General features: G+C 56.9%; 19 protein-coding genes. 8 read left to right on the plus strand and 11 right to left on the minus strand.

The annotated features are described in order from the left end of the window. The 7 genes from FQK12_RS10225 to ybiB all read left to right on the plus strand — a co-directional run. On the plus strand, window positions 1-996 hold a 996-nt coding region (locus FQK12_RS10225; protein ID WP_261393013.1), incomplete at its 5' end, for an MFS transporter. A gap of 49 nt (window positions 997-1045) precedes the next feature. Beyond that, on the plus strand, window positions 1046-1795 hold the full coding sequence (locus FQK12_RS10230) for an SDR family NAD(P)-dependent oxidoreductase (protein WP_014228506.1): 750 nt from the start codon (window positions 1046-1048) through the stop codon (window positions 1793-1795). A gap of 13 nt (window positions 1796-1808) precedes the next feature. Then, window positions 1809-2654, plus strand: coding sequence for a transketolase (locus tag FQK12_RS10235; protein WP_014228507.1), 846 nt, complete (start codon window positions 1809-1811; stop codon window positions 2652-2654). Then, a complete protein-coding gene (locus FQK12_RS10240; RefSeq protein WP_014228508.1) occupies window positions 2654-3646 on the plus strand; it encodes a transketolase family protein in 993 nt (330 codons plus the stop codon). The genes FQK12_RS10235 and FQK12_RS10240 overlap by 1 nt, the downstream gene beginning before the upstream one ends. A 300-nt stretch (window positions 3647-3946) precedes the next feature. After that, complete coding sequence (rhlE, locus tag FQK12_RS10245; RefSeq protein WP_004849082.1) at window positions 3947-5296, plus strand: ATP-dependent RNA helicase RhlE; 1350 nt, start codon at window positions 3947-3949, stop codon at window positions 5294-5296. 200 nt (window positions 5297-5496) lie between these two features. Beyond that, window positions 5497-7641: an ATP-dependent DNA helicase DinG gene (gene dinG, locus FQK12_RS10250; RefSeq protein ID WP_014228509.1), complete on the plus strand. Its 2145-nt coding sequence runs from the start codon at window positions 5497-5499 to the stop codon at window positions 7639-7641. Between the two features lie 42 nt (window positions 7642-7683). Continuing rightward, a complete protein-coding gene (gene ybiB / locus FQK12_RS10255) occupies window positions 7684-8652 on the plus strand; it encodes a DNA-binding protein YbiB (RefSeq protein WP_014228510.1) in 969 nt (322 codons plus the stop codon). A gap of 135 nt (window positions 8653-8787) precedes the next feature. Here ybiB and ybiJ read toward each other — a convergent pair whose 3' ends face one another. The 5 genes from ybiJ to FQK12_RS10280 all read right to left on the minus strand — a co-directional run bounded on the left by ybiJ (window position 8788) and on the right by FQK12_RS10280 (window position 13592). Continuing rightward, window positions 8788-9048 (minus strand): DUF1471 family protein YbiJ, encoded by a 261-nt coding sequence (gene ybiJ, locus FQK12_RS10260; protein WP_004130722.1) that lies wholly within the window; start codon window positions 9046-9048, stop codon window positions 8788-8790. A gap of 284 nt (window positions 9049-9332) precedes the next feature. Further along, window positions 9333-9599 carry a DksA/TraR family C4-type zinc finger protein gene (locus FQK12_RS10265; RefSeq protein WP_004130731.1) on the minus strand — a complete coding sequence of 89 codons (267 nt, stop codon included), beginning with the start codon at window positions 9597-9599 and terminating at the stop codon, window positions 9333-9335. A 68-nt stretch (window positions 9600-9667) separates the two neighbouring features. Beyond that, on the minus strand, window positions 9668-10345 hold the full coding sequence (gene ybiX / locus FQK12_RS10270) for a PKHD-type hydroxylase YbiX (protein WP_014228511.1): 678 nt from the start codon (window positions 10343-10345) through the stop codon (window positions 9668-9670). 45 nt (window positions 10346-10390) lie between these two features. Beyond that, on the minus strand, window positions 10391-12679 hold the full coding sequence (locus FQK12_RS10275; protein WP_014228512.1) for a catecholate siderophore receptor Fiu: 2289 nt from the start codon (window positions 12677-12679) through the stop codon (window positions 10391-10393). A gap of 298 nt (window positions 12680-12977) precedes the next feature. Next, the gene (locus FQK12_RS10280; protein ID WP_014228513.1) at window positions 12978-13592 is read right to left on the minus strand and encodes a flavin reductase family protein; all 615 of its coding nucleotides are present in this window, start codon (window positions 13590-13592) and stop codon (window positions 12978-12980) included. Window positions 13593-13687: 95 nt separating this feature from the next. On the opposite strand from FQK12_RS10280, the gene rlmF reads away from it, so the two are divergent. Continuing rightward, a complete protein-coding gene (gene rlmF, locus FQK12_RS10285) occupies window positions 13688-14602 on the plus strand; it encodes a 23S rRNA (adenine(1618)-N(6))-methyltransferase RlmF (RefSeq protein WP_014228514.1) in 915 nt (304 codons plus the stop codon). Here the strand turns inward: rlmF and ybiO are convergent. The 6 genes from ybiO to rhtA all read right to left on the minus strand — a co-directional run bounded on the left by ybiO (window position 14597) and on the right by rhtA (window position 21158). Beyond that, window positions 14597-16807: a mechanosensitive channel protein gene (gene ybiO, locus FQK12_RS10290; protein WP_014228515.1), complete on the minus strand. Its 2211-nt coding sequence runs from the start codon at window positions 16805-16807 to the stop codon at window positions 14597-14599. The genes rlmF and ybiO overlap by 6 nt on opposite strands. Before the next feature lie 110 nt (window positions 16808-16917). Further along, entirely contained in the window at window positions 16918-17640 is a 723-nt protein-coding gene (gene glnQ, locus FQK12_RS10295; protein WP_004849106.1) for a glutamine ABC transporter ATP-binding protein GlnQ, read from the minus strand. Next, window positions 17637-18296, minus strand: a complete 660-nt coding sequence (gene glnP / locus FQK12_RS10300; RefSeq protein ID WP_004100490.1) for a glutamine ABC transporter permease GlnP — start codon at window positions 18294-18296, stop codon at window positions 17637-17639. Before glnP ends, glnQ begins: the two co-directional genes overlap by 4 nt. Before the next feature lie 133 nt (window positions 18297-18429). Continuing rightward, entirely contained in the window at window positions 18430-19176 is a 747-nt protein-coding gene (glnH, locus tag FQK12_RS10305) for a glutamine ABC transporter substrate-binding protein GlnH (protein ID WP_004849110.1), read from the minus strand. Window positions 19177-19548: 372 nt separating this feature from the next. After that, window positions 19549-20052, minus strand: coding sequence for a DNA starvation/stationary phase protection protein Dps (dps, locus tag FQK12_RS10310; protein WP_004130751.1), 504 nt, complete (start codon window positions 20050-20052; stop codon window positions 19549-19551). A gap of 218 nt (window positions 20053-20270) precedes the next feature. Next, window positions 20271-21158, minus strand: coding sequence for a threonine/homoserine exporter RhtA (gene rhtA, locus FQK12_RS10315; protein WP_004100495.1), 888 nt, complete (start codon window positions 21156-21158; stop codon window positions 20271-20273). Window positions 21159-21169: the final 11 nt, after the last annotated feature.

Here is a 21169-nt window from a genome sequence, read left to right on the forward strand (position 1 = left end):
ATGGTGCGACTGGGGCTGGGGCTTAGCGAAGGGCCGTGCCCGGTGGGGCTGGCTTCAACCATTAATAACTGGTTCCCGCCGAAAGAGAAAGCCACGGCAACGGGTGTCTACATCGCCGCCACCATGTTTGCGCCGATAATCGTACCGCCGCTGGCGGTGTGGATCGCGGTTACCTGGGGCTGGCGATGGGTCTTTTTCTCCTTTGCGATACCGGGGATTGTGGCGGCGGTCGCGTGGTACCTGTTGGTTAAGTCAACGCCCGCGGAAAGCGGATTTGTTTCGCAACGCGAACTGGAAGAGATTAATGCCGGGCGTGAAACTGATAAAAACGCCGTCCGCGAAAATATATTAATTGCCGACCGCTTCACCTGGCTGGATAAAATTATTCGGGTGAAAAAGATGGCGCCTGTCGATACGGCGAAAGGATTATTTACCTCGAAAAATATTCTTGGTGACTGTCTGGCCTATTTTATGATGGTCAGCGTGCTGTACGGGTTATTAACGTGGATCCCGCTGTATTTAGTGAAAGAGCGCGGTTTTGACGTGATGAGTATGGGCTTCGTGGCGAGTATGCCGTGCATCGGCGGCTTTATTGGCGCGATTGGCGGAGGCTGGATCTCGGATAAAGTGTTAGGCCGCCGGCGTAAACCCACCATGATGTTCACCGCGATTTCAACCGTGGTCATGATGCTCATTATGCTGAACATTCCAGCAAGCACCTGGGCGGTATGTATTGGATTATTCTTTGTCGGTTTTTGTTTGAATATTGGCTGGCCGGCTTTTACCGCCTACGGAATGGCCGTTTCGGACAGTAAAACCTATCCAATTGCCTCTTCTATTATTAATAGCGGCGGCAACCTTGGCGGCTTTGTCGCCCCGATGGCCGCCGGTTTTTTACTTGATCAGACCGGCAGCTTTAATTCTGTATTTACCTATTTTGGTATCTGCGCCGCAATAGGTCTGGTGGTGATTCTTTTCCTCGATGAGCCACAATAACGGCAATATTTCTGTTAATTAATATGACGTCATGTCATGGAGTGAAAATATGTTATTAAAAGATAAAGTCGCCATTATTACTGGCGCGGCCTCCGCACGCGGTTTGGGTTTTGCCACCGCCAAATTATTTGCCGAGAACGGCGCCAGCGTGGTCATTATCGACCTCAATGGCGAAGCCAGCAAAGCCGCTGCGGCGGCTCTGGGCGAAGGCCATCTTGGTCTGGCAGCGAACGTCGCCGATGAAGTTCAGGTGCAGGCGGCAATCGAACAGATTCTGGCGAAATATGGCCGGGTCGATGTGCTGGTGAATAACGCCGGCATTACCCAGCCGCTGAAGCTGATGGAAATTAAGCGCGCCAACTATGACGCGGTGCTGGACGTCAGCCTGCGCGGCACGCTGCTGATGTCGCAGGCGGTTATTCCGGCGATGCGGGCGCAAAAATCAGGCAGCATTGTCTGTATCTCTTCGGTTTCCGCCCAGCGCGGCGGCGGTATCTTCGGCGGCCCGCACTACAGCGCGGCAAAAGCCGGTGTGCTCGGCCTGGCGCGGGCGATGGCGCGCGAGCTTGGCCCAGATAACGTCCGCGTAAACTGCATCACGCCCGGGCTGATTCAGACCGATATTACCGCCGGCAAGCTGACCGACGACATGACGGCCAATATCCTCGCCGGGATCCCGATGAACCGTCTGGGCGATGCGGTGGATATCGCGCGTGCCGCCCTGTTCCTCGGCAGCGATCTCTCTTCCTACTCGACCGGTATCACCCTGGACGTGAACGGCGGCATGTTAATCCACTAAGCGAGGCAATCAGATGAAGATGACAGAAACACAACAAGTTGCCGCGGCGGCGTGGCGTATCCGTCGCTATGCCCTGCAAATGGGCGAAGTCCAGGGACAGGGCTATATCGGCCAGGCATTAGGCTATGCGGATGTGCTGGCCACCGCCTTCAGCCACGCGATGCGCTACCGTCCGGAAGATCCGCAGTGGGAAGGGCGTGACCGTTTTCTGCTCTCTCACGGCCATTACGCCATCGCCTATTATGCGGCGCTGCTGGAAGCGGGAATTATCCCGGAAGAGGAGCTGGAGACCTACGGTTCCGACGACAGCCGCCTGCCGATGTCGGGCATGGCGACCTATACGCCTGGAATGGAGATGTCCGGCGGCTCGCTGGGGCAGGGGCTCTCCATCGCCGTCGGGATGGCGCTCGGTCTGAAGAAGAAGGGCAGCGCATCCTGGGTTTTTAACTCTATGTCGGATGGGGAGCTGGACGAAGGTTCAACCTGGGAAGCGGCGATGTCGGCGGCCCACTACGGCCTGACTAACCTGATTAACCTCGTTGACGTGAACAAACAGCAGGCGGACGGCGATTCGCGCAAAATTCTCGGCTTTGAGCCGCTGCATGAAAAATGGGCCGCCTTCGGCTGGTACGTGCAGCGCGTGGACGGTAACGATCTGGCGGCGGTGGTGGCCGCTTTTGATAACGCGAAAAATCATGCGGGCAACCAGCCGCGGGTCATTTTATGCGACACGCTGATGGGCAAAGGGGTGCCGTTCCTTGAAACCCGCGATAAGAACCATTTTATCCGCGTCGATGCCGACGAATGGCAAAAAGCGATTGCGGTGCTGGACGCCAACAAACCGGAAGGAGTGCTGTAATGAGCCAGAGTAAACCACGCTTAAAAACGTCGGCGATGATCGCCTCCATTGCTGATGAAGGTCAGGCGACCGTTTCCGCGCCGTTTGGCGTCGCGCTCTCGAAGCTGGCGGCCCAGCGCGCGGAAATCGTCGGTATGACCGCGGACCTGTCAAAGTATACCGATCTGCATATTTTCGCCCAGGCCTTTCCGGATCGCTTCTTCCAGATGGGAATGGCGGAGCAGCTGCTGATGGGAGCCGCCGGGGGAATGGCGAAGGAGGGATTTATTCCCTTCGCCACCACCTACGCCGCTTTTGCCACCCGTCGCGCCTATGATTTTATCCATCAGGTCATCGCCGAAGAGCATCTGAACGTGAAGATCTGCGCGGCGCTGCCGGGCCTGACCACCGGCTACGGGCCGAGCCATCAGGCAACGGAAGATCTGGCGATTATGCGCGGCATTCCCGGCATGGTCATCGTCGATCCCTGCGATGCGCTGGAGATAGAGCAGGCGGTACCGGCGATTGCCGACCACGACGGTCCGGTGTATATGCGTCTATTGCGCGGTAAGGTGCCGCTGGTGCTCGATAAATATGATTATCAGTTTGAGCTGGGCAAGGCGAAGCTGCTGGAGGACGGTAACGATGTACTGATTATCTCTTCCGGGCTGATGACCATGCGCGCCCTCGAGGCGGTTGAAAAACTGCGGGCCGATAATATCAGCGCGGCGGTGCTGCATGTCCCCACCATCAAACCGCTTGATGAAAAAACGATCGTTGCGCAGGCTTCGAAGCCCGGCCGTCTGGTGGTGACCGCGGAAAACCACACGTCGGTCGGCGGGCTGGGGGAGGCGGTTGCCGCGCTGCTGATGCGTAAAGGCGTACGCTGCGAGCTGGATACCGTCGGTTTGCCTGACGAATTCCTGCTGGCCGGCGCGCTTCCGACGCTGCACGACCGCTACGGCATCTCCACCGCGAAGATGGTCGAAAAAATTAAGTATCGCCTGCGTTAATCGCCTTCGCCGCCGCGTTCTGCGGCGGCGTTTCTCTGCTTTTGTTCGCGGTTTCCCCGTCGAGGCATTAAACGGGCTATTTCGGGGACGCCTGGCGCGAAGCGCCATCGCCGCTTCTCATCGACAGGACGGGGAGCAGTGGTTTGTTAGCCGGAGGATTCTTTTCGGCAGATTTTATGCGGTTCGTCACAAAATCTGCTAGACTGCGCAGCTTCATGGCATTGTGGTTTTTGCCATCTCTTTCGCAATAATCTCCCTGAAAACTACGCCTGTGACGGGCCGGGGCGGTTCGGAGTTGTTATGTCTTTTGATTCCCTTGGCCTGAATCCTGAAATCCTGCGCGCCGTCGCTGAGCAGGGCTACGTTGAGCCAACCCCAATTCAGCAGCAGGCTATCCCGGCAGTATTACAGGGTCGCGATCTGATGGCCAGCGCTCAGACCGGTACCGGCAAAACGGCGGGATTTACGCTGCCGCTGCTTCAGCATCTGATCCAAAAGGAGCCGCATGCTAAAGGGCGTCGCCCGGTGCGTGCGCTGATCCTGACCCCAACGCGCGAGCTGGCGGCGCAAATTGGCGAGAACGTCCGTGATTACAGCAAATACCTCAACGTTCGCTCGCTGGTGGTGTTCGGCGGCGTGAGCATTAATCCGCAGATGATGAAGCTGCGCAGCGGCGTCGATATCCTGGTGGCAACGCCGGGTCGTCTGCTGGATCTTGAACATCAGAACGCCGTGAGCCTCGACAAAGTCGAAGTGCTGGTGCTGGACGAAGCCGACCGTATGCTGGATATGGGCTTTATTCACGATATTCGCCGGGTGCTGGCGAAGCTGCCGGCCAGACGTCAGAACCTGCTGTTCTCCGCAACCTTCTCCGATGACATTAAATCGCTGGCGGAAAAGCTGCTGCATAACCCGCTGGAGATCGAAGTCGCCCGCCGCAACACCGCCTCTGAGCAGGTGAGCCAGCTGGTGCATTTTGTCGATAAAAAGCGCAAACGTGAGCTGCTGTCGCAGATGATCGGTGAAGGTAACTGGCAGCAGGTGCTGGTCTTTACCCGCACCAAGCACGGCGCAAACCATCTGGCGGAACAGCTCAATAAAGACGGCATCCGCAGCGCCGCTATTCACGGCAACAAGAGCCAGGGCGCGCGTACCCGCGCATTGGCTGACTTTAAATCCGGCGGCATTCGCGTACTGGTGGCCACCGATATCGCCGCGCGCGGTCTGGATATTGAAGAGCTGCCGCACGTGGTGAACTACGAGCTGCCAAACGTACCGGAAGACTATGTGCACCGTATCGGTCGTACCGGGCGCGCCGCGGCCACGGGTGAAGCGCTGTCGCTGGTTTGCGTTGATGAACATAAACTGCTGCATGATATCGAACGCTTGCTGAAAAAAGAGATCCCGCGTATTGCCCTGGCGGGCTACGAGCCGGATCCATCGATTAAAGCCGAGCCGATTCAGAACGGTCGTCAGCAGCAGCGCGGCGGCGGTCGCGGTGGCCAGAGTCAGGGCCGCGGTGGCCAGGGGCAAGGTCGCGGTCAGCAGTCCGCTCCGCGTCGTACCGATGGCGAAGCGCCGAAAGCGCGAACTCAGGACGGTAAGCCTCCTCGCCGTCGTCGCCCGCGCAAACCCGCCGCGGCGGAGTAACACTATCCCGTCACTCCTGTGGCGAGAGCCGCGATCGCGCGGCTAAGCCACTGATGGGTTGTCCGGGTAAGACTCCTTACCCGGACGCGCTTCGCTCAGCATAACCTCGAGCGTGATTCCAGTTTGCTCAGAAAGACGTTCCTTCCGACGGCTAAAAAATGGCACAATAGTGGCTGTTTATACAGTATTCAGGTTTTCTCATGGCTTTGACCGCAGCGCTGAAAGCGCAAATCGCCGCCTGGTATAAGGCGCTTCAGGAACAAATCCCTGACTTTATTCCCCGTCCTCCGCAGCGGCAGATGATTGCCGATGTGGCGAAGACGCTCGCCGGGGAAGAGGGGCGACATCTGGCGATAGAAGCCCCGACCGGCGTCGGCAAAACCTTGTCATACCTGATTCCCGGCATCGCCATTGCCCGTGAAGAACAAAAAACGCTGGTGGTCAGTACCGCCAACGTTGCTCTGCAGGACCAAATCTACAGTAAAGACCTGCCGCTGCTGCGCAAAATCATTCCCGACCTGCGATTTACCGCCGCCTTTGGCCGCGGGCGCTACGTCTGCCCGCGTAACCTGGCCGCGCTTGCCAGCACCGAGCCAACGCAGCAGGATTTACTGGCCTTTCTTGATGACGAACTCACGCCTAACAACCAGGCGGAACAGAAGCTGTGCGCGACGCTGAAAGCGGACCTTGATAGCTACAAATGGGACGGCCTGCGCGATCATACCGATAAAAATGTGGATGATTCATTATGGAGCCGCCTGAGCACCGATAAAGCCAGCTGCCTGAACCGCAACTGCCACTATTATCGCGAATGTCCGTTTTTTGTCGCCCGCCGGGAAATCCAGGAAGCAGAAGTGGTGGTGGCGAACCATGCGCTGGTGATGGCGGCGATGGAAAGCGAAGCGGTGCTGCCGGAACCGAAGCATCTGCTGCTGGTGCTGGATGAAGGCCACCATCTTCCGGAGGTGGCCCGCGATGCGCTGGAAATGAGCGCGGAAATCACCGCCCCCTGGTACCGCCTGCAACTGGATCTTTTTACGAAGCTGGTCGCGACCTGCATGGAGCAGTTTCGCCCTAAAACCACGCCGCCGCTGGCGAATCCCGAGCGTCTGAATGGGCATTGCGAGGAGCTCTATGAGCTTATCTCCTCCCTGAATAATATCCTCAATCTGTACATGCCGGCCGGGCAGGAGGCGGAGCACCGCTTCCCGATGGGGGAGCTGCCGCAGGAAGTGATGGAGATTTGCCAGCGGCTGGCGAAGCTCACCGAAACGCTGCGCGGTCTGGCGGAGCTGTTCCTTAACGATCTGGGCGAAAAAACCGGCAGTCACGACGTGGTGCGTTTGCACCGGGTTCTGCTGCAGATGAACCGAGCGCTGGGGATGTTTGAAAGCCAAAGTAAACTGTGGCGGCTGGCATCGCTGGCGCAGTCCTCCGGCGCGCCGGTGACCAAATGGGTCACCCGCGACCTGCGGGATGGCCAGATGCATATCTGGTTCCACTGCGTGGGGATCCGCGTCAGCGATCAGCTTGAGAGGCTGCTGTGGCGCAGCGTCCCGCATATCGTCGTTACCTCTGCGACGCTACGCTCGCTTAATAGCTTTTCGCGTCTGCAGGAGATGAGCGGGCTGAAAGAGAAAGCGGGAGACCGCTTTGTGGCGCTGGATTCGCCCTTTAATCACGTCGAACAGGGTAAAATCGTCATTCCGCAGATGCATTATGAACCGCTTATCGATAACGAAGAGCAGCATATTGCCGAGATGGCCGCCTATTTCCGGGAACAGGTTGAGAGCAAAAAGCATCTCGGCATGCTGGTACTCTTCGCCAGCGGAAGAGCGATGCAGCGGTTTCTCGAACAGGTTACCGATCTGCGCCTGCTGCTGCTGGTTCAGGGGGATAAGCCTCGCTACCGGCTGGTCGAGCTGCATCGTAAACGCGTTGAAGGCGGCGAGCGCAGCGTACTGGTTGGGCTGCAATCCTTCGCGGAAGGCCTGGATTTAAAAGGCGAACTGTTAAGCCAGGTGCATATCCACAAGATCGCTTTCCCGCCGATTGACAGCCCGGTGGTGATCACCGAAGGCGAATGGCTCAAAAGCCTCAACCGCTATCCGTTCGAAGTTCAGAGCCTGCCCAGCGCGTCATTCAACCTGATTCAACAGGTTGGCCGCCTGATCCGTAGCCATAGCTGCTGGGGAGAGGTGGTAATTTATGATAAACGCCTGTTGACCAAAAACTACGGTAAGCGTTTATTGAATGCATTACCCATATTTCCGATAGAGCAGCCAGCCGTCCCTGAGGTTATAGTAAAAACTAAAACAAAACAGACGCGTCGCAAACGGCGTTAGCGGTGCAATGTCGACGCGGTGAGACGCTCAGAGGAGCCTGCAATGGACTACAGCAAGATCGTTAAAGAAGTCGGGCGCGGAAAAAACCACGCTCGCGACCTGGACGTGGAAACGGCCCGCGCGCTCTACTCGCGGATGCTTAACGGCGAGGTGCCTGACCTTGAGCTCGGCGGCATTCTTATTGCCCTGCGCATCAAGGGCGAAGGTGAAGCGGAGATGAAGGGCTTCTATGAAGCGATGCAGGAGCACACCATTAAGCTGACGCCGCCGGTCGGCAAGCCGATGCCGATTGTGATCCCCAGCTATAACGGCGCGCGTAAACAGGCTAACCTGACGCCGCTGCTGGCCGTCCTGCTGCATAAGCTCGGCTTCCCGGTTATCGTTCACGGCGTGAGCCACGATCCCACCCGCGTGCTGACGGAAACCATTTTTGACCTGATGGGGATCCCGGCAACGCTTCACGCGGGCCAGGCACAGGCGCGGTTAGATAGTCACCAGCCGGTTTACGTTCCGGTCGGCGTATTTTGTCCGCCGCTGGAAAAACAGCTGGCGATGCGCTGGCGCATGGGCGTGCGTAACAGCGCACACACCCTGGCCAAGCTGGCGACGCCGTTTGCCGAAGATGCGGCGCTGCGCCTGTCGAGCGTTTCGCATCCTGAGTACGTCGGTCGGGTCGCGAAATTTTTTGCCGGGATCGGCGGCCGGGCGCTGCTGATGCACGGTACCGAAGGCGAGGTTTACGCTAACCCGCAGCGCTGCCCGCAGATTAGCCTGATTGATGAGACCGGTACGCGGGTGGTTAACGAGCGTCAGGATGGCGCTGCTGCGCAGGCAGTCGCTCTGCCGGAGTCAAAAGATCCCGAAGTTACCGCGCGCTGGATCGAGCGCTGTATGGTCGGGAGCGAACCGCTGCCGTCATCGTTGAAAATTCAGCTGGCCTGCTGTCTTTTGGCCACCGGCGTGGTCTTGTCTCTGGAGCAGGGGCTGGCGAAGGTGGCTGAGAGCTGGTAACCCTATCGCAGGATCGCAGGCAAAAAAAAGCCCGTCCAGTGGCATGGACGGGCAAGGCAAGGGTATTAAAGGATCTTACAGGGTTAAAACAGTGGCATTACAGGGTGTTGCTGTTGCTACAGGGATAACTGACGATTATTTATAGATAACCGCAGTACCGCTCAGTTTGTTGTTGCTGTTAGCGGAGGTAATGCTATAGCCGGTTGCACCAGCGGCCTCGGCTTTTTCAGCCAGTTTAGCTTCCAGTCCATCCAGCGTCGTCGCGCCTTCAGCGGAAACCACACCAATTTTGTTCATGCTCTCTGCCTGAGCCGATGTCACCGGCTGAGCGGCGAACGCGCCGAAAGACAGAGCGGAAAGGGCGATAGCGGCGGCAGCATATTTGATGTTTTTCATAGTTAATCTCTCGCAGGTTGTTCTGTATAGGGGACGATGTTCCGTCGATGTGATAAGTATCACGGTTTTTAGCGGGAGATAAAATCGAAGGAAATTAACAGTCTTCATCTAATTTTTTGAACGACTATTAATTTATTGAATATTAATAAATTATTTTAGCCGGCGGCGGCGAAACAGGTCGGGGCGGCGAACGGGGGGCTGGAAGGGCACATTTTGCCACGCCGTTTGCCAAAAAACGTGCGCGAAAAGATAACGCGATGTGCGTAATGAACGGTAAATATTGGTCAGCGAAGCTGGCTATCCTTGGAGCCTCTGCGATTATATCCTGAAAACGTATTGTTATGTAAATCTTTCTCCTGTTGGCATTTTACGCAGTATTTCACCCCCGCCACCGCCCGTCGGCGCGCCTCAGGAATCGGCTCCCCACATTCTTCACAAAATTTGTTGCTTTCCCCCGATGACAGTTCGTTTCGCGCCCGAGCTATCGCGTCGTTGATGGTGCTGTCGATCTGTTCCTGCACCGCGTCATCATTCGCCCAGCCTGATGCCATAGTTCACCTCGCTATCTCGCCTCTCTTTAGTATAGAGAATATGGGGGTAAAAAATGACCAGACAAGGCTCAGATCTCTGACCATTCGCGCAGCAGGTTATGGTAAAGATTAAGCAGAGACAGGACTTCGTCACTTTCGCCGTGGCGGCTTTTTAATTTCTGAATATTGCCATCCAGTTCAAACAGCATACTGCGGCGTTTATCGTCGCGGATCATTGACTGAACCCACAAGAACGAGGAGACGCGAACGCCTGAGGTCACCGGAGTGACGCAGTGCAGGCTGCTTGAAGGATAGAGCACCAGGTCCCCGGCAGGGAGCTTAACCGAATGCTGTCCGTAGGTATCGTTCACGACCAGCTCACCGCCTTCGTAGCTCTCCGGGGGGCTTAAAAAGAGCGTGGCGGAAAGATCGGTGCGCATCCAGCCTCCCTGCGCCTGGCTGCGTACCGCGCCGTCGACGTGGAAACCATAAGTTTCGCTCTGCTGATAACGATTAAACAGCGGGCTGGAAATCGCTTTCGGCAGCGCGGCGGCAAAAAACAGCGAGCTGCGATTCAGCGCCGCCAGTACGTTGCCCTGAAGTTCGCCGTAAAGATTGCTGTGGGTATCAACCTGCTGGTTATTTTTGACCTGGGCGCCCAGATCGCCGGTCGTCACGCGCCCGTCGACCCATTCCGCCTGCTGCAGCTGAGCGATAAAATCGTCCACTTCCTGAGAGCTGAGAACGGCGGGAATATGATACATCATCGTTTTATCTCCGGAGAAAACGGGGCGTAGCCGCCCCGGGGTGGATCAGAAGTGCATATTGGCGGTGAGCACGAAGGTTCGCGGTTCGCCCGGGTGATAACGGTAGCCGCTCTTGTTAATCGAGGCGACATAGTCGGTATCAAACAGGTTGTAGACGTTCAGCTGCAGGTCGAGATTACGGTTAATGCGATAGCCGACTTTGGCATCAGCCACCCAGTAGCCTTCGGTATAGGAAGGCGTGCCGACCGCACCGTCGCTGCCGCGATGCATGCTGCCGACGTATCGCGCGCCGGCGCCGACGGCGATCGCATCGGTGGCCTGATACTGGCTCCAGAGAGTAAACGCATGCTCTGGCGTATACGGTAGCGCGCTGGTGCCATCCTGGGCGGTATTCGCGCCTTCACGAACGCTGGCGTGCTGTTGGGTATAGCCGCCAATAACCTGCCAGTCGGGCGTGATATTACCGGCCAGAGAGATCTCATAGCCTTCAACGCGCTTCTTACCGTACTGCGAATAGCTGCCGTCGTCGTTCTGCTCGACTTCGTTTTCAATATCGGTGCGGAAGAGGGCGGCGGTCAGCAGCAGGCGCTTATCCATCAGCTCCCACTTGGTGCCGACTTCGCTGGTTTTGGCCTTCTGCGGTTTAAAGTCGGTTCGGTTGGCGCTGCTGCCGGTGCCGCTTTGCGCGAGGGTGAAGTTGCTCCCTCCCGGCGGCTGCTGGGAGACAGCGTAGTTGACGTAGAGGTTGCCGTTATCGGTCAGGTGGTACAGCGCGCCGGCCTTCCAGTTAACCAGGTTACCGCTGGTTGAGGTATCGACGGTGGTGACGGGGGTATTTTTCGCCACCCCGGTCGGGCAGGCGATGGCACCGCGTCCGGTACCGCCGCACAGGCTGGCGCTATCGTATTTGGTCTGGTAGTTATCCAGACGGATCCCGCCGTTAAGTTCGACGTCCTGGGTTATCTGCAGCGTATCGAAAGCATAGACGCCGAAGGTATCCGTCTGTCCGTTAGCGTTGGCGCCGCTGCGGTTCAGGCCGCCGATGGAGATATCGCTGTTCGGATGATAAATATTCACCGCCGGAGGCGTGAGCGGATATACCCCGTAGTTGGTCTGGGTTTCGCGGGTAAATTCCACACCGGTGCTGACGTCATGACCGATGGCCCCGGTATAGAACGTCGACGTCAGGTTAGTCTGGTTGGTCAGGATCTTGTTGCTAATGTCTTTGGTATTCGCCAGGCGCGACCAGGTCCAGGTGCCGACATCGTTGGGGTTTGGCTGAGTGATGTTTGACGCGCCGCCCATCACCGCAGTCATCAGGTAATCCTGCTTCACGCGAGACCAGCGGGTGGTGTTGCGAATCGTCGTCGTGTCGCTCAGGTCGTGCTCGAAGCGCATCGTCACGGTATCGGTTGTGGAATCATCGTAGTCGGAGTCGGTGCCGTAGAAGTTGCTGGTGGCGACCTTGCCGGAGTGATTCAGCGCCGAGGTGCCGGCGTTGGGAGCGGAATAGCCCGGCAGACCGATGGTGGGAATGCCGCCGTCGGGCGTGTTGTGCTGGGTTACGTGCAGATAGTTAAGATACAGGCGGTTTTCGGTGCCGAGGCCAAATGCGGCCGATGGCGCGACGCCGTAACGCTCGTTTTTCACGTTGTCCCGGCCCGCATCGTGGGTTTTCTCGCCCATCAGATTCAGACGCACCGCGCTGGTTTCGCCAATGGCCTCGTTAATATCCAGGGTGCCGCGTCGGAACCAGGCGCTGCCCGCGCTGGCGGAGGCGTCGATGCCGGAATCGAGGCGCGGCTGTTTGCTGATCATATTGATCGAGCCGGTCGGCGCGCTGCGTCCGTAGTCGGAGCCTGAAGGTCCCTTGATGACTTCGATCTGCTCGGTATTAAAAGTATCGCGGCTGACGCTGCCGATATCGCGGATGCCGTCGACGTAAATGCTGTTGGAAGTGTCCGCTCCGCGCATGTAAATCGCGTCGCCGGTCGTCGAGTTGCCGTTTTCGCCGGCAAAGAAAGCGCCGACGCCGGGAACGTTTTTCAGCGCGTCGGTGAGGTTAGTGACGCCCTGGTCCTTCATCACCTGCTCAGAGACCACGCTAACCGTCCGCGTTGTGTCGGCAATCGGGCGTGAAAATTTAGGATCGGCGGAGCGGGTCGGCGCGTACAGCGATGGCGTCTGCGCTTCGACCACCAGCGTTTCGCCGCTATTTTTTTCAGTGCTATCCGCGGCAAGCAGCTGGCCGGTCGGAGAAAGACTCAGGCATAAGCCGGTGAAGAGAGTGAGCGAGTGAAAACTGCTGAACGGCAAATTGTTATTTTTTTCCATATCAATAAGTGACTTATAATTTTAATTAGGCCATAACGACCGCAGACGAAGCGTTGCTTCGCCCCGACCACTGCAGGTGATTTTTTACAAAAGCAATGAGTTTGATAATGATTGTGATAATCATTATCAAACATCAGGCGAATTTCTATCACTCATTTATAAAAAAATAAATACATTTATTTACATTGGCTGCATTTTTTCTACATAAAGGCGCACCGGGCAGGCGAGGTTGTTGCGCGAAAATGGCATTCAGCTACCCGGCCTGGAAAACGGCGCTAGTACAGGCCGGGTGGGAGGGTTAGCGGGCGTCCGGACGAACGAGGTCAAAGCGCAGGCTTTCATCAATGCCATAATAGGCGCTGGGGCCTCCGGCGCGCAGAATCGGCTGGGCTTTGGCGGTCTGGTAAATTCCGTCTTCCAGCAGCGATTCATCGATATGCACCGCCACCACTTCGCCCAGCACCAGCCAGGTGTCAACCGCTCGTCCTTCTGCGGTTGTTAACTGGATGCATTGTGAAAGGCGACACTCGAAGTTTACCGGGCTTTCGGCGACCCGCGGCGCGCTGACGATGCGGCTGGGAGCGGCAGTCAGCCCGGCGCGGATGAATTCATCTTCATTATGGGGAAGGGTGGCGGAGGTTTCGTTCATCGCGACCGCCAGAGGCCGGGTGGCCAGATTCCAGACGAACTCTTTAGTCTCAGCGATATTCTGTACGCTATCTTTCCAGCCGCTGCTGGCAAAACCAATAATCGGCGGCCGATAGTTAAAGCAGTTGAAAAAACTGTACGGCGCGAGGTTACGCTGGCCGCTGTTATCAAGGGAGGCTATCCAGCCGATGGGGCGCGGCCCGATAATAGCGTTAAGCGGGTCGTGCGGCAGCCCGTGTCCGTGCGAAGGTTGGTAAAAATACATACGACACCCGTGACAAAAAAAGAGATAACCAGACTCACTTATTTACCGCGCCGCCGTCAACGGGTATCTTACGCGGCTGTTCAAAGGAGATTGCCATGAAAGCCCAGAAACCGGGGTTACACCCGCGTAACCGTCACCAACAACGCTACGACCTGCCCGCGCTGTGCCAGGCCCACCCTGAGCTCCAGGGCTTTATCACCCTTAACCCGGTGGGTGAGCAGACCATCGACTTTGCCAATCCGCTGGCGGTGAAGGCGCTGAATAAAGCGCTGCTGGCGCACTTCTACGCGGTGAAACACTGGGATATTCCCGACGGCTTTCTCTGCCCGCCGGTGCCGGGCAGGGCGGACTACATCCATCATCTCGCCGATCTGCTGGCGCTGGATAGCGGGACGATCCCGGCCAACGCCAGCATTCTCGATATTGGCGTTGGCGCAAACTGCATCTATCCGCTCATTGGCGTGCACGAGTACGGCTGGCGTTTTACCGGCAGCGAAGTGAACGCCGACGCGTTCGCCAGCGCCCAGGCTATCGTCAACGGCAATCCCGGCCTGACTCGCCAGATCCGCCTGCGTCGTCAAAAAGACGCCAAAGCGATTCTGACCGGCATTATTCATAAAAATGAGACCTACGACGCGACCCTGTGCAACCCGCCGTTCCATGATTCCGCCGCCAGCGCGCAGGCGGGCGGTGAGCGTAAACGTCGCAACCTGGGACTGGGCGAGGAGAGCGTGCTGAACTTTGGCGGCCAGCAGCAGGAGCTGTGGTGCGAAGGGGGCGAGGTTGCGTTTATTACGCAGATGATTGCGGAGAGCCAGCAGTTTGGCCGTCAGGTGAAGTGGTTTACCTCCCTGGTTTCTCGCGGCGACAATTTGCCGCCGCTCTACCGTGCGCTGACCGACGTCGGCGCGGTGAAAGTGGTGAAAAAAGAGATGGCCCAGGGGAATAAGCAGAGCCGCTTTATCGCCTGGACCTTTATGGACGAAGCCAAACGTCGCCGCGCTTTATAACGTGGGCTCGGCGGGTGCCGGCGGTCCCGCCGGTGCCGGCATCGGCAGAACCTGGTAAGTTTGTACCGGCGCCCGCACGCCCGCGAGGTCAAAATGCCTTTTCACCTGAGTGTCGAGGGCGAACCTTACCGTCCACTGCTTCAACGGCAGGGTGGTAAAGGTGACGCGCAGGGTGAAGGCGGTATTGCTTAAGCCCACCAATCCAGCGAAAGAGGGCTCGCCAATGATCAGCCCGCGAATCTCTTCCTGCGCCATCACTTCCGCGACCGCGTCTTTCAGCGCCTGGTTGGCCTTATCCAGATCCTCCTGTCGATCAACGTCATAGTTGGCCACCACCGAGCCGATCCCGCGCACGAAGTTGGCGAAGGTGGTTATCGAAGACCACGGAATAATGTGATAAGCGCCAGTATCCTGGCGTACGCCGACGGAGCGAATCGACATACGTTCTACCGTCCCGGTTAACGGCCCGATGGTCACCAGATCGCCGGTATTCATGCCGTTCTCAAACTGGATAAAAATCCCGGTAATAATATCTTTAACCAGGGTTTGCGCGCCGAACGAAATCGCCAGGCCCAGCGCGCCGGCGCCGGCCAGCAGCGGGGCAATGTTCACGCCCACTTCCGAAAGCAGGATCATGATAGTAATGGTGCTAATGACCACCGCCAGCGCGTTGCGAAACAGCGTCAGCAGCGTTCGGGCGCGGGCGCTGGGCAGCGGGCGGCCGTGAATATCCGATGCCAGCCGGTTCTCAATCAGGCTGGCGAGCAGCGTCCAGCCAATTGCCGAGAAGAAGAGGATCAGCGCGATACGAATCAGCACATCGACCGCTTTTTGCCCGCTGCCGTTATGCATCCACTGCCAAAAATCGAACAGCCCCCACGCGCTGAGCAGCAGCATGATCGCCACGCAGACCGTCAGGATACGCGCGGCTTTCAGCGACGCGGAGATCCAGCCGTTCAGCCGTTTTTGCAGTTCGGGATAGTTGCGCTGGGTTTCCGGCGACAGGGTGATGGTTTTCGCAATCCAGCGCGACAGAATACCGGAGACCAGCGCGGCGGCGCCGATGATGGCCAGGCTGCGCAGCGTCGCGCCCATCATAAATTTCAGGCTGTTGCCGGGATCGAACAGGGAGAAGAAAAACAGCACGATAAAATAGGCGCAGGCCAGCCAGTGCCAGATCAGCGCAAAGGCGCGGATAAACAGGCTAAAGAAGGCCAGCGAGCGGTCGGCGAGATGGATAAGCCCCTGGGTAATCAATTTCTTATTGTGAAATATCAGGTACAGCGCCCAGAGCGTAATGCACAGCATAATCACCACGTTGGCCAGCGCTCCGAACTGTACGTTGACCTGGTTGGAGATAATCGGCACCGCGACGATGAGCCCGTAGCCAATCAGGCTGCTCAGCGCGCTGAGACGCAGGTTCCAGTATTTCGCCGCTTCATCGCTGAGGTTAAACGGGCGTAGCTCCGGGATGCGGGGGCAAAAAATAAGCCGCAGAATGGCCTTGAAAAATTCAATCAGCGCGAAGGCGTTGAGAAACAGGCTTTGTTGAAAGGCGATGGTGGGATTGTTACCGTTCAGGCGGTCGCTTAAAAGCTGGCCCACGAAGAGCGTGAGCGCCAGCAGAAGCAGGTCAAAAATAAACGCGCCGGCGATGGTTGCAGGTAGCTGAAGCCAGTTGCTGCGGTCGCGGTTTTTATGCCGTCCCCAGTGGCCCATTTTGCGATACAGCGGCAGGGCCGCCAGGCGTACCAGCCACCAGAACGCAAAGACCAGGCCCGCCAGCAGCAGGAAATGCCAGGCGGCGTTGGTGAAAGTCTGAGAATTAAACGGTTTGTGCGGAGAACCGGTGATGTTGCGCCACAGTTGGGAGAAGCGCGAAGAGAGCTGCTCTCCGTATTCGCGGCTGATGTGAGTGACGTTCTCCAGCACCGTGGTCTCGTCTTTTATTTCCGGCGGCGTCAGCTTCGGCGTACTGTCCGGCGGCGGCGTGGCGGCGGCTTTCCGCAACTGCTCGATAAGCTCCTGACGGGCGTCGGCGTTTTCAAGCACGTCGGCCAGCGCGCCGTAGGCCGCTTTCTTCTGCGCCACATCGGGTTCACTGCTGCTGGACGGGTCCGCTGTGGTTGCCGGAACGCCGGGCAGCGTCGCGGCCCATAGCGGAGCGGTGAAGAGTAGGGCAAGCAGTAACAAAATCCGCGGCACAGGCACCTCCATTGCATCTCAAACCAATAAGTATAGAAGATGAGATCCGCAGAGCGAGGTTGGGATGATTCTGGAAAGCGGCTCTCCCGCGAAGGGAGAGCCGGGGGGCATCAGGCTACGTGCTGCAAAAACTCGCGCAGGCGAGGGCTGGGCGGGTTATTCACCAGCATCTGCGGATCGCCATCTTCCGCAATACGCCCTTTATCGATAAAAATCAGGCGCGACGCCACTTTTTCGGCGAAGCCGATTTCGTGGGTAACGATAACCATGGTCATGCCTTCTTCGGCCAGATCCTGCATCACTTTCAGTACTTCATGACGCAGTTCAGGGTCAAGCGCGGAAGTCGGCTCATCAAACAGCATCATTTTGGGTTTAACCGCCAGCGCCCGGGCAATGGCCACGCGCTGCTGCTGTCCGCCTGAAAGCTCAGAAGGATAGTGGTGCGCACGTTCCGCGAGGCCCACTTTCTCCAGCAGGTCTTTCGCCAGTTTTTCCGCCGCCGCTTTATTGGCGCCGCGAACGCGCAGCGGGCCGAACATCACGTTTTCCAGCGCCGTCAGGTGCGGGAACAGATAAAACTGCTGGAACACCATCCCGGCTTCCTGGCGAATCAGCCGCTCGTCAACCTTCGGGTCGTTGACCTTCAGACCGTCGACGATCAAATCGCCGCTGGTAATCTCTTCAAGTTTGTTAATACAGCGCAGCAGGGTCGATTTACCGGAACCGGACGGCCCGATAATCACCACGACTTCGCCCTGGTTGATCTTCAGATCGATATCATGCAGCACCTTGGTTGGGCCAAAATGCTTGGAAACGTTTTTAAATTCAATCACAGGATTTTCATCCTTCTTTCAAGACGACGCAGAACAAAGCTCAGCACCAGGGTGATGATCAGGTAGATAACCGCAACGGCGCTCCAGATCTCCAGCGCGCGGAAGTTACCGGCAATAATTTCCTGACCCTGACGGGTCAGTTCGGCCACGCCGATGACGATAAACAGCGAGGTATCTTTGATGCTGATAATCCACTGGTTGCCCAGCGGCGGCAGCATACGGCGCAGCGCCAGCGGCAGGATCACGTAGCGGATAGTTTCGCGACGAGAAAGGCCCAGCGCGAGGCCGGCTTCCCGGAAGCCTTTATGGATCGACAGCACCGCGCCGCGGGTGATTTCCGCAATATAGGCGCCGGAGTTGATCATAATAGTCACCACCGCCGCCGAGAACGGGTCGATGCGTAAATCGCTAAACGCCATCGGCAGGGCGAAGTAGATGAACATGACCTGCACCACAATTGGGGTGCCGCGGATGATTTCGATAAAGACCAGCGCGATGTGGTTGGCAATCCAGCCGCCGAAACAGCGGGCGAAACCGGCCACCAGACCGATTATCAGACCGCCGACCAGGCCGAGGACCGAAATCCACAGCGTCATTTTGGCGCCTTCCAGTAAAATTGGGATGGCGGGCCAGATGGCACTCCAGTCAAACTGCATAATGTGTTCCTGTTACCGTGTCGAAAACAGAGGAAAACCCCCTGAGAAAACTATTCAGGCCTGCTGACGGGTAGCCCGGAGAGCTCCAGGTCTACCAGACCACAGCAGGCCTGGAAGAGAGTATCGCTAATTATTATTTGGGTTCAGTACCGAACCATTTTTTATAAATTTCGTTGTAAGTGCCGTTCTCACGCAGCGTTTTCAGCGCGCCGTTCACTTTTTCACGCAGCTCGTCGCTGCCTTTCGGGAAGGCGATACCGTAGTTTTGTGCTTCCAGCGAGTCGCCTACCGCTTTGAACTTGCCGTTACCCGCAGTTTTGATGAAGTAAAGGATGTTTGGCGTATCGTGCAGAACCGCATCAGCGCGACCGGTACCCAGTTCCATATAGGCGTTATCGATGTTCGGGAACTGGCGCAGATCTTTGGTTTTGATATTGGCTTTCGCGTAATCAACGGAGCCGGTGCCGCCCTTCACGGCAACCACTTTACCGTTCAGATCTTTGACATCTTTAATATCGTTATTATTCGCGTTAACCATGACCAGCAGGCCGCTTTTGTAGTAGCCGTCAGAGAAGTCGATCGCTTTTTTACGTTCGTCGGTGATGGTGATCCCCGCCAGCGCGAGATCGATGTTTTTGGTCTGCAGCGCCGGAATGATACCGCTGAAGTCCATTGGCTTCAGGGTGTAGTCAAGCTTCAGCTCTTTCGCAATAGCAGCCCACAGGTCAACGTCGAAACCGACATACTTATCGCCCTGTTTAAATTCGAACGGTACAAACGCCGTGTCGGTCGCGACAACCAGTGTTTTATCAGCGGCGTGAGAAGAAACCGCAAAAGCCAGGGTCAGTGCAGCCAGTGAAACTTTAAATACAGACTTCATAGCATTTCCTTTTATATCCACGGGACGATCCCCTGCGAGAACGAGTTGCCTTATGAAAAAATCATGCCACTTTTACAACCTGTTGTTTTATAACAAGCAGGAAGGCGCCTGTTGCACAATTTTGATAACGGATAACGTTAAATGCACCGATATGGGGCACCGTTTTGGTGCGTCATAAAGGCATCGCATAACAAGAGCATTTTTAACGCAAACCCTGATGTTAAAACAATCTCGGCGTAACGATTGTGTGAGGTGATTATTACAATTGATTTACTTTTGCGCGTATTTTGTACATTCTCATGCACTGAAGTGGTGCGCGGCGGGGAAGTGGAAAGAAAAAAAAGCCGCCAGCGTGGCTGACGGCAGTTGGCCTTACTCGATATTGGCTTCGATGAACCACAGGAATTTATCCAGGTCGCGGGAAGCGGCGGTAAAGATATCAGCGGTATCTTCATCTTTGGCTTCATCGATGGCTTTACGCACATCGTTGGCGACGATCGCATAGCGGTCGGCCAGCTCTTTCAGATGGTCCTGGACGCTATGGATATCCAGCGGGTAGCTTTTCAGCGGGCTTTTGCTGTTAATGACCTGAGTTGTACCCAGCGCTACGCCACCAAGCTGTACGGCACGTTCTGCCATCGTATCAAGGTGGTCGACGAGCGCAGTGCGGAAGCCGTCCAGCATCTCATGAACGGCAATAAAGTTTGCACCGCGCATATTCCAGTGAGCCTGTTTGGTAATCAAAGACAGGTCAATGAACTGGATCACCTGGCGATTCAGCAGCTCAACGGTCGCTTTCTTCGCGCTATCAGCGACGTCGTTACGGGTATAGAGCAGATTCGTTGCTTTAGTTTTAACCAGTTTTGCGGTACTCATAGTGTCATATCCTCTTGATATTTGTACTCGTCATACTTCAAATTCGAATTATTCGGAGCGTCTCATCCCAATAACTTGCGGAATTAAGTATAGCAACGGATTTGAGCTTTGCAGCGGCGGTAGTCTCTATCGGTCTGATAGCGCAGGGCTGTTAGTCAGGAAAAATAGTTTATAAATTAAGGAGATGATTGATTTTCTCGTCAATCAGCTCCTTTTCACTAGCTGATGTCGACCTTTTGTATCTTCGTTTCCCGACGCATCGTCAGCGTGGATCCCATCGAGGCAAGAATAATCGCCCCCAGCGCCAGCGTTTGGGTCGCGGTTAGCGTTTCGCCAAGAAACACCATTCCGGAAAGCGCGGCGAGAGCCGGCTCCATGCTCATCAGGGTGCCAAAGGTCTTGCTGGGCATGCGGGTCAAGGCAACCATTTCCAGAGAGTAGGGCAGCGCGGTCGATAAAATGGCGATCCCCAGTCCCGGCAGCAGCAGCCCCCACTGAAAGAGCGTATCGCTGGCCTGGATCATCCCCATCGGGACGAAGACCACCGCAGCGATCAGCGACCCCATAGCGACCGTTGCGGGGCCATGCTCTTCGCCGGCGCGCTGGCCGGTCAGAATGTAGACCGCCCAGCAGGCGCCAGCGCCGAGGGCCAGCAGCGCGCCAATGGGATCGATCTGCGCCACGCTTTGCCCCAGCGGCAGCAGAAACCAGAGCCCGAGCACCGCCAGCGCCACCCAGACGAAGTCGAGGGGGCGACGGGAGCCAAAGAGCGCCACCGCCAGGGGGCCGGTAAACTCCAGCGCGACGGCGACGCCTAGCGGAATGCGTTGAATCGATAAATAGAACAGGTAGTTCATCGCACCGAGCGACAGGCCGTAGAAGAGCAGCGGCAGGCGCTGCTCCGGGGCAAAGCGCAGGCGCCAGGGTTTGAAGATAACCACCAGGATGAAGGTGCCGAGCGCGAGGCGCAGGGCGGTAACGCCTGGCGCACCCACCAGCGGGAAGAGTGACTTGGCCAGCGAGGCGCCACTCTGGATCGAAATCATGGCAATTAAAATAACCAGTATCGGCAACCATGCCGGTACTTTGCGGGACGAGCCGGGCATCCTTTCTCCTG

The sequence above is a fragment of the Klebsiella sp. ME-303 genome (genome assembly GCF_007910085.1).
GTDB lineage: Bacteria > Pseudomonadota > Gammaproteobacteria > Enterobacterales > Enterobacteriaceae > Klebsiella > Klebsiella michiganensis.

Coding starts and splice junctions, on each gene's coding strand:
- FQK12_RS10230 (WP_014228506.1), top strand. CDS start 1,046: ATGTTATTAAAAGATAAAGTCGCCATTATTACTGGCGCGGCCTCCGCA.
- FQK12_RS10235 (WP_014228507.1), top strand. CDS start 1,809: ATGAAGATGACAGAAACACAACAAGTTGCCGCGGCGGCGTGGCGTATC.
- FQK12_RS10240 (WP_014228508.1), top strand. CDS start 2,654: ATGAGCCAGAGTAAACCACGCTTAAAAACGTCGGCGATGATCGCCTCC.
- rhlE (WP_004849082.1), top strand. CDS start 3,947: ATGTCTTTTGATTCCCTTGGCCTGAATCCTGAAATCCTGCGCGCCGTC.
- dinG (WP_014228509.1), top strand. CDS start 5,497: ATGGCTTTGACCGCAGCGCTGAAAGCGCAAATCGCCGCCTGGTATAAG.
- ybiB (WP_014228510.1), top strand. CDS start 7,684: ATGGACTACAGCAAGATCGTTAAAGAAGTCGGGCGCGGAAAAAACCAC.
- ybiJ (WP_004130722.1), bottom strand. CDS start 9,048: ATGAAAAACATCAAATATGCTGCCGCCGCTATCGCCCTTTCCGCTCTG.
- FQK12_RS10265 (WP_004130731.1), bottom strand. CDS start 9,599: ATGGCATCAGGCTGGGCGAATGATGACGCGGTGCAGGAACAGATCGAC.
- ybiX (WP_014228511.1), bottom strand. CDS start 10,345: ATGATGTATCATATTCCCGCCGTTCTCAGCTCTCAGGAAGTGGACGAT.
- FQK12_RS10275 (WP_014228512.1), bottom strand. CDS start 12,679: ATGGAAAAAAATAACAATTTGCCGTTCAGCAGTTTTCACTCGCTCACT.
- FQK12_RS10280 (WP_014228513.1), bottom strand. CDS start 13,592: ATGTATTTTTACCAACCTTCGCACGGACACGGGCTGCCGCACGACCCG.
- rlmF (WP_014228514.1), top strand. CDS start 13,688: ATGAAAGCCCAGAAACCGGGGTTACACCCGCGTAACCGTCACCAACAA.
- glnP (WP_004100490.1), bottom strand. CDS start 18,296: ATGCAGTTTGACTGGAGTGCCATCTGGCCCGCCATCCCAATTTTACTG.
- glnH (WP_004849110.1), bottom strand. CDS start 19,176: ATGAAGTCTGTATTTAAAGTTTCACTGGCTGCACTGACCCTGGCTTTT.
- dps (WP_004130751.1), bottom strand. CDS start 20,052: ATGAGTACCGCAAAACTGGTTAAAACTAAAGCAACGAATCTGCTCTAT.
- rhtA (WP_004100495.1), bottom strand. CDS start 21,158: ATGCCCGGCTCGTCCCGCAAAGTACCGGCATGGTTGCCGATACTGGTT.